The 13,174-nt window shown below is 74.5% G+C and carries 10 protein-coding genes; 3 read left to right on the top strand and 7 right to left on the bottom strand.

Features of this window, described 5'->3' with window-relative positions:
• Positions 1-23: 23 nt before the first annotated feature.
• The 6 genes from glmS to lipP1 form a co-directional block, all read right to left on the bottom strand.
• A complete protein-coding gene (gene glmS / locus H6H00_RS13660; protein ID WP_185721629.1) occupies positions 24-1,850 on the bottom strand; it encodes a glutamine--fructose-6-phosphate transaminase (isomerizing) in 1,827 nt (608 codons plus the stop codon).
• A 16-nt stretch (positions 1,851-1,866) separates the two neighbouring features.
• Positions 1,867-2,133 (bottom strand): hypothetical protein, encoded by a 267-nt coding sequence (locus H6H00_RS13655; RefSeq protein WP_185721628.1) that lies wholly within the window; start codon positions 2,131-2,133, stop codon positions 1,867-1,869.
• Between the two features lie 275 nt (positions 2,134-2,408).
• Positions 2,409-6,137 carry an ABC transporter ATP-binding protein gene (locus H6H00_RS13650; RefSeq protein ID WP_185721627.1) on the bottom strand — a complete coding sequence of 1,243 codons (3,729 nt, stop codon included), beginning with the start codon at positions 6,135-6,137 and terminating at the stop codon, positions 2,409-2,411.
• Positions 6,138-6,253: 116 nt separating this feature from the next.
• Positions 6,254-7,084 carry a hypothetical protein gene (locus tag H6H00_RS13645; RefSeq protein ID WP_185721626.1) on the bottom strand — a complete coding sequence of 277 codons (831 nt, stop codon included), beginning with the start codon at positions 7,082-7,084 and terminating at the stop codon, positions 6,254-6,256.
• Complete coding sequence (locus H6H00_RS13640; RefSeq protein ID WP_185721625.1) at positions 7,081-7,995, bottom strand: ATP-binding cassette domain-containing protein; 915 nt, start codon at positions 7,993-7,995, stop codon at positions 7,081-7,083. Before H6H00_RS13640 ends, H6H00_RS13645 begins: the two co-directional genes overlap by 4 nt.
• 18 nt (positions 7,996-8,013) lie before the next feature.
• Positions 8,014-8,946: a LipP1 family hormone-sensitive lipase gene (gene lipP1 / locus H6H00_RS13635; protein WP_185721624.1), complete on the bottom strand. Its 933-nt coding sequence runs from the start codon at positions 8,944-8,946 to the stop codon at positions 8,014-8,016.
• Between the two features lie 134 nt (positions 8,947-9,080).
• On the opposite strand from lipP1, the gene H6H00_RS13630 reads away from it, so the two are divergent.
• The gene (locus tag H6H00_RS13630) at positions 9,081-10,655 is read left to right on the top strand and encodes a long-chain-fatty-acid--CoA ligase (RefSeq protein WP_185721623.1); all 1,575 of its coding nucleotides are present in this window, start codon (positions 9,081-9,083) and stop codon (positions 10,653-10,655) included.
• A 26-nt stretch (positions 10,656-10,681) separates the two neighbouring features.
• Here H6H00_RS13630 and H6H00_RS32285 read toward each other — a convergent pair whose 3' ends face one another.
• Positions 10,682-11,140 (bottom strand): NUDIX domain-containing protein, encoded by a 459-nt coding sequence (locus tag H6H00_RS32285; RefSeq protein WP_185721622.1) that lies wholly within the window; start codon positions 11,138-11,140, stop codon positions 10,682-10,684.
• A gap of 652 nt (positions 11,141-11,792) precedes the next feature.
• Here H6H00_RS32285 and H6H00_RS31850 point away from each other — a divergent pair.
• Positions 11,793-12,068: a DUF427 domain-containing protein gene (locus tag H6H00_RS31850; protein ID WP_221775868.1), complete on the top strand. Its 276-nt coding sequence runs from the start codon at positions 11,793-11,795 to the stop codon at positions 12,066-12,068.
• 25 nt (positions 12,069-12,093) lie between these two features.
• A complete protein-coding gene (locus H6H00_RS13615) occupies positions 12,094-13,125 on the top strand; it encodes an LLM class F420-dependent oxidoreductase (protein WP_185721621.1) in 1,032 nt (343 codons plus the stop codon).
• Positions 13,126-13,174 lie beyond the last annotated feature (49 nt).

The raw sequence follows: 13,174 nt of genomic DNA, 5'->3' as shown, positions 1-13,174 counted from the left end.
GGGCAGCCGTATCCGCTCACGGGTCACTCGACCGTGACCGACTTCGCCAGGTTGCGCGGCTTGTCGACGTCGCGCTCCAGGGCCACCGCGGCGTGGTAGGCCAGCAGCTGCAGCGGGATCGAGAGCAGGATCGGGTCGAGCTCCGGCTCGTTGCGCGGGATCACGATGGTGCGGTCGGCCAGCTCCGCCGGCAGCTGCCGGTGCGCGAGCGCGATGACCGGGCCGCTGCGGGCCTTGATCTCCGAGAGCGTGGAGGTGTTCTTGTCGAGCAGGTCGTCGTCGGGGACGATCGCGACCGTCGGCATCTCCGGGCTGATCAGCGCGAGCGGGCCGTGCTTGAGCTCGGCCGAGGGGTACGCCTCCGCGTGGATGTAGGAGATCTCCTTGAGCTTCTGCGCCCCCTCGCGCGCCACCGGCCAGCCGCGGCGGCGCCCGACGAACATCATGCTGGGGCTCGGCGCGATCTCCCGGGCCACCTCGGCGATCTCGTCGGAGAGCTTGAGGATCTCGCGGACCTGCTCGGGCAGCGCGGCGAGGCCGTTGATGATCCGGGTGCCGTCGGTCGGCGAGAGGTCGCGGATGCGGCCCAGGTGCAGCGCGAGCAGGGCGAACGCGGTGACCGTCGAGGTGAACGACTTCGTGGCGGCCACCGACATCTCCGCGCCGGCGTGCAGGTAGATGCCGCCGTCGACCTGGCGCGCGATCGTCGAGCCGACCACGTTGATGATGCCGATGACGCGGCCGCCCTTGCGCTGCAGCTCCTGCACCGCGGCGAGGGTGTCGACGGTCTCGCCGGACTGGCTGACCGCGACGTAGAGCGTGTCGGGCTCGACGACCGGGTTGCGGTAGCGGAACTCGCTGGCCGCCTCGCTCGTGGCGGGCAGCCGGGCGAGGTCCTCGATGAGCTGGGCGCCCAGGTCACCCGCGTAGCAGGCGCTGCCGCAGCCGAGGATCTTCACCCGGCGGAACTCCCGGGCCTCGCGGACGCTGAGGTTGAGCCCGCCGAGGTGCGCGGTGGAGAAGCGCTCGTCGAGGCGGCCGGCCAGCGCGCGGGTGATCGTCGCGGGCTGCTCCTCGATCTCCTTGATCAGGAAGTGCGCGTGGTCGCCGATCTCGGCGCCGACGACGTCCCAGTCGATCGTGGACGGGCTCTTCGCCGTCGACGTGTCGTCGAGGGTGAAGGTGCGGTAGCCGCCCGCGGTGAGGCTGGCGAGCTCGCCGTCGTCGAGGTAGACGACCTGGCGGGTGTAGCCGACGAGCGCCGCGACGTCGGACGCCACGAACATCTCCTTCTCCCCGACGCCGAGCAGCACCGGGCTGCCGTTGCGGGCGACGACGATCCGGTCGGGGTGCTCGGCGTCGACGACGGCGAGGCCGTACGCGCCGACCACCTGCCGCAGGGCCCAGCGCACGGCCTGCTCCAGGTCGCCCGCGCCCGCGGTGAACGCGGCGGCGACCAGGTGCGCGACGCACTCGGTGTCGGTCTGGCTGACGAACTCCACGCCGTCGGCGGTGAGCTTCGCGCGCAGCTCCTCGGCGTTCTCGATGATGCCGTTGTGCACCACCGCGATGCGGCCGCTGCCGTCGGTGTGCGGGTGGGCGTTCTCCGGCGTCGGGCCGCCGTGGGTGGCCCAGCGGGTGTGCCCGATGCCGGGGGCGCCCTTGAATCGGGCGGGCAGGTCGGCGGCCAGCGCCGCGACCCGGCCGCTCACCTTGCGCACCTTCAGCCCGGCCTTCGTCATCACGGCGAGGCCCGCGGAGTCGTAGCCGCGGTACTCCAGCCGGCCCAGACCCTCCACGAGGATCGGGGCCGCGTCCTGCGGCCCGACGTACCCGACGATTCCGCACATGGGCGTGTCCTGTTCTCTAGCCGTACACGAGTCGGCGCAGCTGCCGGGCCGACAGCGCGGGCGGGGCCACCCGCCGCGTGGCCAGCTCGGTGCCGAGCGCCGCGAAGATCCGGTCGTTGTGCCATCCGCGGTTCCGGAGCTCGGTGTGCCGGCGGCGGACGTAGTCCTGCACCGGCTCCGCGAAGTAGGCCACGACCTCGGCGACCACCCGCGTCGCCTCGCTCGCGCTCAACGGTGAGCTGCGTACGAGATGGTCGACGAGGTCGTCGTACGGGCCGGGCACCCGTCAGATGGTGCCGGATGCGCGGGCGAACGCCAAACCCGTGCCCGATTTCGGGCAGACCCGGCGAGTTTGCCGCTCACCCCGGCGAGTATGCCGCCGCCGCCCGGCGAGTGTGCCGCCGACGCCCGGCCGGTCGGTCGTCCTGCACGGGGCCGGTGGCAGACCGATCCGGCCCGCAGCGGACCGGTCGTCCTGCCGGTGGTGCGCCGGTGCGAGGGTCCGGCCGCCCCGAACCCCGGCGACTCACGCGCGCGATCCCGGGACCCGCGAGGGGGTCAGGCGGCGGGTTCCAGCTCTCCCGCCCGCCACAGGCGGGCGTAGGGGCCGCCCGCCGCGAGCAGCTCGGCGTGCGGGCCCTCCTCCACGATCCGGCCGCCCTCGAGCACCACGATCCGGTCGGCGCGGGCGGCGGTGGCGAGGCGGTGGGCCACGACGAACGCGGTGCGCCGCGACACGACCCGGTCCCCCGCCGCGAGGACGGCGGCCTCGGTGGCGGGGTCCAGCGCGGCGGTGGCCTCGTCGAACAGCAGCAGGTCGGGGTCGACCAGCTCCGCCCGCGCCAGCGCGATGAGCTGGCGCTGCCCCGCCGAGAGGCCCTGGCCGCGCTCCCCGACCGGGTGCCGGAACCCGCCGGACAGCGTGCGCACCAGGTCCAGCGCCCCGACCGCTCGCGCCGCCGCCTCGATCTCCGCCGGCGTCGCCGACGGGCGGCCGTAGGCGATGTTGGCGGCGACGTCGCCGGTGAACAGGTGCGGCTCCTGCGGCACGATCCCGAGCCGGTGCCGGTAGTCGGCCAGGGCGAACCGCCGCACGTCGACGCCGTCGACCAGCACCGCGCCCGACCCGGCCTCGTAGAACCGGGCCAGCAGCTTGACCAGCGTCGACTTGCCCGCACCCGTCGCGCCCACCAGCGCGACCGTCTCGCCGGGCGCGACGCGCAGCGACACGTGGTCCAGGGCCGGCGCCGGGGCACCGGGGTAGGCGAAGCACAGGTCGCGCAGCTCGACCTCGCCGCGCAGCCGGGCGGGCACCGGGACCGGGTCGACGGCCGGGGCCTCCGAGGTCGGGGTGCGCAGCAGGTCGGCGATCCGGGTCAGCCCGACGCGCGCCTGCTGGTAGGCGTCGAACACCTGCGAGAGCTGCTGCACCGGGGCGAAGAACAGGCCCAGGTAGAGCAGGAACGCGGTGAGCACGCCCGGGGTGAGGTCGCCTGCCGCCACCCGCGCGGCCCCGACGCCGAGCACCGCGACCTGCGAGACGTCCGAGAGCAGCGCGACGAACGGGAAGTAGGTCGCGATGTAGCGCTGGGCGCGCATCCGGGTGCGGCGGTAGGCCTCGCTGCGGTCGGAGAAGGCGGCGGCGCTGCGCTCCTCCCGGACGTAGGCCTGCGCGATGCGCACGCCGGAGACGTTCTCCTGCATGTCGGCGTTGACCGCGCCGACCTTCTCCCGCGCCTCCGCGTACGCCCGCGACGACAGCCGCCGGAAGATCACCGTCGCGAGGATCAGCACCGGCAGCACCGCGAGCGCGACGACGGCGAGCGCGGCGTCGGTGAGCAGCAGCGCCACCGCCACCCCGACGACGGTGAGCAGGCTGACCACGGCCTGCGCGAGCCCGGTCTGCAGGAACACCGACAGCGCGTCGACGTCGGTGGTCATCCGCGTCATGATCCGGCCGGAGACCTCGCGCTCGTAGAAGTCGAGCCCGAGCCGCTGCAGGTGCGCGTAGCTGCGCACGCGCAGCAGGTAGAGCAGGCTCTCCCCGGCCCGCGCGGTGGTGACGGTCTGCAGCGCGACGACCAGCCAGCCCACCGCCACCACCCCGACGCCGAGCAGCGTCGCCGTCCATAGCGTCGTGGTGGAGCCCGCGGTGATCCCGCCGTCGACGGCGAGGCGGGCGACGGTCGGGAACGCGAGCGTGGTGAGGGCGTCGACCGAGACGAGCCCGATCGTCGCCACGATCAGCCAGCGGACCGGCCGCAGCAGCCGGGCCAGCCGGAAGCCGGGGTCGGGCGCGGTGGGCTCCTCGTCGCCCAGGCGCGGCTGCTCCGCGGCGGGCGGGAGCGCGGCGACGGACGCGGCCAGCGCCGCGGTGACGGGCATCGCCCCGGCCATCGCCGACGGCCCCCCGACGCCCGACGGCCGCCCGGTCGGGACCCCCGAGGCGGCGACGGCGACCCGCAGCGCCGCGTCCGACCCCGGGACGCTCTCCGGCGCGGGCCACAGCTCCGGGGTGGTCCCGCCCGGTCCGGTCGACGCCGCCACCGGCGCCGGGGCGTCGTCGACGGCGAGCAGCTCGCGGAACAGCCCGCAGCGGGCCGTCAGCTCGGCCTCGGTCCCGACGTCGACGACCCGCCCCGCGTCGAGCACGGCGATCCGGTCGGCGAGGGCGAGGGTGGAGCGGCGGTGCGCGACGAGCAGGGTCGTGCGCCCGGCCGTCAGCGTGCGCAGGGTGTCGTGGATGGCGGCCTCGGTGGCGCTGTCGACGGCCGAGGTGGCGTCGTCGAGCACGAGGACGCGGGGGTCGGTGAGCACCGCGCGGGCCAGGGCGATCCGCTGGCGCTGCCCGCCGGACAGGGTCAGACCGCGCTCGCCGACCATCGTGGCGTAGCCGTCGGGCAGGCGTTCGACGAACTCGTGCACCTGCGCCGCCTCCGCCGCGGCGCGGACCTCGTCGTCGGAGGCGTCGGGGCAGCCGTAGGCGATGTTGGCGCGCACGGTGTCGGAGAACAGGAACGCCTCCTCGAACACCACGCCGAGCTCGCGGCGCAGGTCGGCCAGCCGCAGGTCGGGCAGCGGCACGCCGCCCAGGCGCAGCTGTCCGTCCTGCGGGTCGTAGAAGCGCGGGAGCAGCAGCGCCACCGTCGACTTGCCGGAGCCTGCGGTGCCGACGAGCGCGAGCGTCTCGCCCGGCGCGACGGTCAGCGAGACCCCGTCGAGGACGGGTTCCTTGCGGGAGTAGCCGAACCGCACGCCGTCGAGCTCCACCGACAGCGGCCCGTCGGGCAGCGTCGCCGGAACGGGCGGGTCGGTGACGTCGGGCTGCGAGTCGACCAGGTCGTACACCCGCTCGACGCCCGCACGCGCGAGCTGCGCGCTCACGACGAGCGACCCGAGCAGCCGCGCGGGCCCGACGAGCCCGGCCACGTACGTCGTGAACGCGAGGAAGGTGCCCAGCGTGATCGAACCGGTCAGCGCCAGGTACCCGCCGAGCCCGATGACGCCGACCTGGCCGAGCGTCGGCAGCGCGAGCAGCGTCGGGTTGAGCCGCGCGGTGAGGCGGGCGGCGCGCATGCGCTCGGCGTAGAGCGTGCGGGCGCGGCCCTCCAGCGCCCCGACCTCGCGCGTCTCCTGCCCGAACCCCTTCACCACGCGGACGCCGGTGACGGTCTCCTCCACCTGCTGCGCGACGTCGGCCGCGCGCTGCTGCGCCGACCACGTCGCCGGGAACAGCGACGCCCTCGCCCGCGCGGTGACGAACCCGGCGACCGGCAGCAGGATCAGCGCGACGAGCGTGAGCAGCGGCGAGAGCCACAGCATCGCCGCCATCGACGCGACGACGAGCACCACCGACCCCAGCGCCAGCGGCACCATCGACAGCAGCGACTGCACGAGCTGCAGGTCGGTGATCGAGCGCGACACGACCTGCCCGGTGCGCATGGCGTCCTGGCGCTGCCCGTCGAGGCGCTGGACCGCGGCGAACACCTGGCGGCGCAGGTCGTGCTGCACGTCGAGCGCGAGGCGCCCGGCCAGGAACCGGCGCAGGAACGACGCCGCGAACCGCACCAGCGCCAGCCCGGCGATCGCGGCCACGACGGTGCCGAGCACGGCCGTGGACCCGGCCACGGCGTCGTCGACGGCGACGCGCGTCAGGAGCGGGCCGACCGCCTCCAGGCTGACGCCGAGGGCGGATGCGACGAGCGCGCCGATCGCGACGCCGCGGTGGCGCAGGCAGGCGCCGGTGAGCCGGCGGATCCAGCCGGTGGGGGGAGCGTTCTCGGGCACCGGACCACGCTACGTCGCGGCCGGGACTCGCGCCCCGCCGTTGCAGCATGGCCACCTTCACGCCACGTCGTCGCGTGAAGGTGGCCATGCTGCAGTCCCGGGGGGCGCCGCTCAGCTCAGGTGATGTCGCGCCGGGTCCCGAGCCACCCGCCCAGCGCCGCCCCGACCGCCGTCCACCCGACGAGGATCAGCAGCCCGCCCCACCACGGCGGCGGCCCGGACACCCCGGCCGCCAGCCCGAGCAGGTCGGTGCCGTCGGCGGGGCCGACGAGCACCCGGGCCGGCACGTCGTAGAGCGCCACCTCCCCCGCGTTGACGGGCAGGTACGCGCTGATCCCGGCCACAGCGGGCGAGTCGTCCGCGGTGAGCAGCAGCGACAGCAGCGGTTCCCCGAGCAGCACGTAGACCAGCAGCAGCACGAGCACGGTGACCTGGTTGGTCAGCACTGTGCCCAGCGCCGCGCCGAAGGCCCCCCACAGCGCGCACACCGCCGCCCCGATCCCGACGACGCCGAGCAGCGCGCCCGCCTCCGGGAACTGCGTGCTCTCCTGCCCGATCAGCCCGCCGACGACGCCGACCACCGCCGTCGTCGCCGCGTAGACGACGCCGACCCCCGCCGCCACCAGCGTCTTCGCGGCGAGGACGGCGCCGCGGCCGGGCGCGGTGAGGTAGGTCGTGGTGATCGTGCGGTGCCGGAACTCCCCCGCCGTCGCGATCGCCCCGTGCACGGCGGAGAACGTGGCCGTCAGCGCCAGGGAGTAGGCCAGCGAGGCGAGCAGCAGCGGGAGGCGGTCCTCGGCGTCGGGGCCCGCGCCCAGCGCGAGGGTGAACACCCCGCCGAACAGGTTGACCAGCAGCGCCAGCGCGGCGATTGGGACCAGCAGCCCCCACCACAGCTTCGTGGACGTCGTCTTGCGGAGCTCCGAGCGGAGCAGCGACGCGATCACCGCGCACCCGCCGTCAGGCCGAAGTAGAGCTGCTCGAGATCGACGCGCTCGGCCTCCAGGCCGTGCACCGCGACGCCAGCGGCCAGCGCGACGTCCCCGACGCGCGCCGGGTCGGCCCCGGTGACGGCGAGCCGCCCGTCGCGCCGCGACTCGATCTCGCCGAGCCCCGCCTTCGTCAGCGCCTCGGCCAACCGGGCGGGGTCCGGGCAGGCGACCAGCACCCGCGGGCGGCCGCGCAGCCGCGCGAGCGGGCCCTGGTGCACGCACCGTCCCCGACTGATCACGACGACGTGGTCGACGGTCTGCTCCACCTCCGCGAGGACGTGGCTCGACACCAGCACGGTGCGCCCCTGCGCCGCGAACCCGCGGACGAACGCGCGCAGCCAGGCGATGCCCTCCGGGTCGAGCCCGTTGGCCGGCTCGTCGAGCACGAGGACCTGCGGGTCGCCGAGCAGCGCGGTCGCCAGCGCGAGGCGCTGCTTCATGCCCAGCGAGAACCCGCCGACCGGCCGGGTCGCCGCCGTGTCGAGGCCTACGGCCGTCAGCACGTGCCCGACCGCGACGTCCGGCACCCGGATCGCGGCCGCGCACGCCGCGAGGTGGGCCCGCGCGGTGCGCGCCGGGTGGAAGCCCTGCGCCTCCAGCACCGCCCCGACGACCCGGGCCGGGTACGGCAGCTCACCGAAGCGCGACCCGCTGATCCGGGCCTCCCCCGCGGTGGGCGTGACGAGCCCGAGCAGCATCCGCAGCGTCGTGGTCTTGCCCGACCCGTTCGGGCCCAGGAAGCCGGTGACGGTGCCGCGCTCCACCGCGAAGGACAGGTCCTCGACGGCGCTCACCGGCCCGAACCGCTTCGTCAGCCCGTGCACGGTGATCCGCCCGCTGCCGTCGTCCCCCCGCCGAGAAGTCACGGCACCGATCCTGCCCGATCAGCTCCCGAGCGCGGCGCGGAGCGCGGCCCCCGCCTCGTCGTAGGAGGCGCGGGTGTGCCCGACGGCGCCCAGCAGCCACCAGAACCCGTGGATCATCGACGGGTTCCGCAGGTGCGTCACCGGCACGCCGGCCGCGGTGAGGGCGGCGGCGTAGGCGTCGCCCTCGTCGCGCAGCGGGTCGTAGCCTGCGGTGATCACCGTGGCGGGCGGGAGGCCGGTGTGGCTGTCCGCCCGCAGCGGCGAGACGTACGGGTCCTCCACCTGGGCGGGCCCGGCGAGGTAGTGGGCGTAGAACCAGTCCATCGCGCTCTTCGTGAGCAGGTACCCCTCGCCGTTCTCGACGCGCGAGGCGTACTCCCCGCCCGCGTCGACCGCCGGGTAGATGAGCAGCTGGTGGGCGATCGCGGGGCCGCCCCGGTCGCGCGCCATCAGCGTGACGACCGCGGCGAGGTTGCCGCCCGCGCTGTCACCGGACACGACGAGCCGCGCCGGGTCGGCGCCCAGCTCGGCCGCGTGCTCGGCCACCCACGCGGTGGCGGCGTAGCAGTCCTCCGGCGCGGCCGGGTAGAGGTCCTCGGGGCCCTTGCGGTAGCCCACCGACACCACCACGGCGTCGACGGTGTTCGCCAGCGTGCGGCACGGCTTGTCGGCCACCTCGATCGAGCCGATGACCCAGCCGCCGCCGTGGAAGTACACGATCACCGGCTTGGGGCCGTCGCCCGCGGGCCGGTAGACCCGCACGGGGACCTCGCCCGCGGGGCCGGGAACCGTGCGGTCGGCGACGTCGGCGACCTGCTCGGGCTCGCCCTGGAGGTCGATGAACGCGAGGCCCATCTCGCGGGCCTCCGCCACGGTCATCTCGGAGAAGTCCTTGGCCCCCTGCGCCGCCATCGCGTCGAGCAGTCCCCTGGCCTGTGCATCGAGCGTCATCGCTCTCCTTCGCGGATCGTGTGGGTCGCACGCAACACCGTCGCGCCCTATACGTCAACGCCTTCTCCCCGGATGTCCGGATCGCTAGGATCCGCACGCTCGCGGGCGCGCCGCGGGACCACAGGGAGGACCGCATGACCACGCTCGATCTCTCGACCGGGGCCGCCGACTTCACCGCGATCGTGGGCCACTGGGAGACCGTGCGCCCCGACGCGCCCGCCATCACCTTCGCCGGCACGACCCGCACCTGGGCGGAGTTCGCGCGGCGGATCCGGCAGAACGCCGCCGCCCAGCGCGCGGCCGGCCTGCGGCCCGGCGACCGGGTGGCCGTGCTCGACCTCAACCACCCGTCGTGCGTCGAGCTGACGCTCGCCTGCGCGCAGGTCGGCACGGCCAACGCGGTGGTCAACTTCCGGCTCGCGCCGCCCGAGATCGTGTACGTCGTCAACGACTCGAAGGCCCGGATCCTGTTCGTCGGCCCGGAGTTCGCGGGCGCGGTCGCGCAGGTCCGCGACAAGCTGCCGACGGTGGAGCAGGTCGTCCACGTCGGCGGCGACGGCGACGAGTACGAGGCGTGGATCGCCGCGCACGAGCCCGACCCCGTCGTGCACCCGTCGGAGCCCGGCGACTGCTTCGTGCAGCTCTACACCTCGGGCACCACCGGCTTCCCCAAGGGCGCGATGCTGACCCACAGCGGGATGGCCGCCCACTCGACGAACGTGATGGCCGACTTCGCGGTCGACGCCGACTCGCGCGTGCAGGTCGCGATGCCGCTGTTCCACGTCGGCGGCACGAGCTACGCGCTGCTCGCGATCACCGCGGGCGCGCACATCCACATGATGCGGCTGCCCGACCCGGCCGCGGCGCTGGAGATGCTGGAGCGCGAGCGGATCACCCACACCTTCTACGTGCCCGCGCTGATGGGCGCGATGCTGCAGGTGCCCGGGGCGGCCGACCGCGACTACTCCTCGGTGAAGGCCCTGTCCTACGGCGCGTCGCCGATGCCGCTGCCGGTCATGCGCGGCTGCCTCAAGCTCTTCCCGGACGTCATGCACCAGGTCTACGGCATGACCGAGCAGTGCGGCGTCGTCAGCTCGCTGGGGCCGGAGGACCACTCCGACCCGTCGAAGGAGCACCGGCTGATCTCCGCGGGCACGCCGATCCACGGCGTCGAGATCGAGATCCGCGACCCCGCCACCGGCGACCCGGTGCCGACGGGCGAGCCCGGCGAGATCTGGGTCCGCTCGGCCCAGGTGATGGGCGGGTACTGGGGCAGGCCCGATGCCACCGCCGAGGCGATCACCGAGGACGGCTGGCTGCGCTCCGGCGACGGCGGGCACGTCGACGCCGACGGCTACGTCTACGTCACCGACCGGATCAAGGACATGATCATCAGCGGCGGGGAGAACATCTACCCGGCCGAGATCGAGCGCGTGCTGGCCGAGCACCCCAGCGTCGGCGACGTCGCCGTGATCGGCGTGCCCGACGAGCGCTGGGGCGAGACGCCCAAGGCGGTCGTCGTCGCGGCGCCGGGCGCGGAGATCGACGAGGAGGCTCTGCTCGCCTGGTGCCGCGAGCACCTGGCGTCCTTCAAGTGCCCCCGGTCCGTCGACGTCCTCGACGAGCTGCCCCGCAACCCCACCGGCAAGATCCTCAAGAAGGACCTGCGCAAGCCGTACTGGGAGGGCAAGGACCGGCAGGTGGTCTGACGCCCGGCGGCCACGCCGTCACCCCGTCAGGCCGCGAAGCCGAAGGCGGTGATCACCGGCAGGTCGCCGCGGCGCAGTCCGTCGAGGACGAACAGCTCGTGCGGGACGACGGGGTCGGGCAGGGCGTTGAGCGGGTACCAGCCCAGCCCGGCGCTCCGCTCGGGCTCCATCGTGCGCGGCTCGCCGCTCCAGCGGCGGCAGGCGAAGAAGAAGTCGACCCGCTCGTCGATCTCCAGGCCGTTGGCGTGCGTGCGGTGCATGGTCGTCAGGGGGACGAGGTCGCGCTGCTCGACCACGATCCCCAGCTCCTCGACGGCCTCCCGGCACGCCGCCGCGAACACCGGCTCGTCGGCCTCGACGTGCCCCGCGGCCGCAGCGGCCCAGAAGCCGTCGCGGTAGCCGGTGCCCTGGCGCAGCTGCAGCAGGACGCGCTCCTCGGCGTCGATCAGCAGCACGTACGCGGCGGGCACGACCCGGAACCCCACGGGCGGGACCCTACCCGGGCCTCCGCACCCGGGCTCGCACACGGGCCGCGGGACCCGCACACGGGCACCGTGTGCGCGCCGGGGGGTTGCGCGGCGGAGGACAGTCGTCCCATGGCGGTGCGGATGGCGGAGCACGTGGCGGGGTCCTTCGACGAGCTGCGGTTCGAGCCCACCCCGGTGCGGCTGCGGGCCGCCCTCGACGGTGTGCCGGCCCTCGACACGACCGGGGCCCTGCTCGTCTGGGAGCCCGGACGGGTGGTGCCGCAGTACGCCGTGCCCGACGCGGACGTGCTGGCCGAGCTCCTGCCCGGCGGCGACGGGCCCCGCCACGGTCCGGGAGCCCAGCCGCTGGGCCCCGGGGGCCGGACGGTGCTGACGCCCGACACCGGCTTCGGCGTGCACACCAGCGACGGCGAGCCCCTGACGATCCGCCTCGGCGGCACCGAGCGCGTGGGCGCCGCGTTCCGCCCCGCCGACCCCGGGCTCGCGGGCTACGTGTTCGTCGACTTCACGGCGCTGGACTGGACCGAGGAGGACGAGCCGGTCGTCGGCCATCCCCGCGACCCCTTCCACCGCGTCGACGCCCGGCGGTCCTCGCGGCACGTCCGGATCGCGCTGGACGGGCAGGGTCCTCGCCGAGAGCCGGCGCCCGGTGCTGGTCACCGAGACCTGGCTGCCGGTGCGCTGGTACCTCCCTCCCGAGGACGTCCGCACCGACCTGCTGACGCCGAGCGCCACCGTCACCGAGTGCGCCTACAAGGGCGTCGCCCGCTACGACGCCGCCGGCGGCCGCGACATCGCCTGGCGCTACCCGGAGCCGCTGCCGGGCTCCGAGGCGCTCGCCGGGCTCGTCTCGTTCTTCACCGAGCACGTCGACCTGCGCCTCGACGGCGCCGACGTGACGCGACCCGTCTCCCCCTGGACGTGACGTGACCCGTCGGTAACATCGCCCCATGCTGCTGTCGACTCAACTCCAGTACGGCGACGACCCGATCAACAACGCCGAGGCGGTGGTCGGACTGGAGAAGGCGGGGCTCGACGTCGTCTGGGTCGCCGAGGCCTACAGCTTCGACGCCGTCTCCCTGATGGGCTACCTCGCGGCCCGCACCGAGCGCGTCCAGATCGGCGCCGGGATCCTGCCGATCTACAGCCGCACCCCCACGCTCACCGCCATGACGGCGGCGGGGCTCGACGCCCTGTCCAACGGCCGCGCGATCCTCGGGCTCGGCGCGTCCGGCCCGCAGGTCATCGAGGGCTTCCACGGCGTGCCCTACGACAAGCCGCTGGCCCGCACGCGCGAGATCGTCGAGATCTGCCGGCAGGTGTGGCGCCGCGAGAAGGTCCAGCACGAGGGGCTCTACACGATCCCGCTGCCCGAGGGGCAGGGCACCGGGCTCGGCAAGCCGCTCAAGCTGATCAACCACCCGAAGCGCTCCGACATCCCGATCTGGATCGCCGCGCTGGGCGACAAGAACGTCGAGCTGACGGCCGAGATCGCGCAGGGCTGGCTGCCGCACGTCGTGCTCCCGGAGCGGATGCGCGAGACGTTCGGCGCCGCCCTCGACGCCGGCACCGCCAAGCGCGCCCCCGAGCTCGGCCCGCTGCAGATCACCGGCGGCGGCATCCTCGCCATCGAGGACGACATGATGGACGGCGCCCGCCAGATCCACCGGCACATGAGCGCCCTGTACCTGGGCGGCATGGGCGCGCGCGGCAAGAACTTCTACAACACCGTCTTCCAGCGCCAGGGCTACGCCGACGAGGCCAAGGTCGTGCAGGACCTCTACCTCGACGGCAAGAAGGAGGAGGCGGCGGCGTCGCTGCCCGAGGAGTTCCTCGCGCACACCTCGCTCGTCGGGCCGCCGTCGTTCGTCAAGGAGCGCATCGCTGCGCTGCGTGAGGCCGGTGTGACGCACCTGCACGTCAACCCGATCAGCTCGGACCCGCAGAAGGTGTTGTCGCAGGTGAAGGAGTGGCTGCAGTAGGTGACGGGGGGCCCGTGTCGGTGACGTCGGGTGACCGCATCACACTCTG

The sequence above is a fragment of the Pseudonocardia petroleophila genome, assembly GCF_014235185.1.
Taxonomy (GTDB): Bacteria; Actinomycetota; Actinomycetes; order Mycobacteriales; family Pseudonocardiaceae; genus Pseudonocardia; species Pseudonocardia petroleophila.
The sequence above is the reverse complement of the archived record's forward strand: the minus strand, read 5'-3'. Positions and strand labels throughout refer to the sequence as shown.

What these genes read in the sequence shown, in the direction of transcription:
- glmS (WP_185721629.1), bottom strand. Translation starts at nt 1,850, where the DNA reads ATGTGCGGAATCGTCGGGTACGTCGGGCCGCAGGACGCGGCCCCGATC.
- lipP1 (WP_185721624.1), bottom strand. Translation starts at nt 8,946, where the DNA reads ATGACGCTCGATGCACAGGCCAGGGGACTGCTCGACGCGATGGCGGCG.
- H6H00_RS13630 (WP_185721623.1), top strand. Translation starts at nt 9,081, where the DNA reads ATGACCACGCTCGATCTCTCGACCGGGGCCGCCGACTTCACCGCGATC.
- H6H00_RS13615 (WP_185721621.1), top strand. Translation starts at nt 12,094, where the DNA reads ATGCTGCTGTCGACTCAACTCCAGTACGGCGACGACCCGATCAACAAC.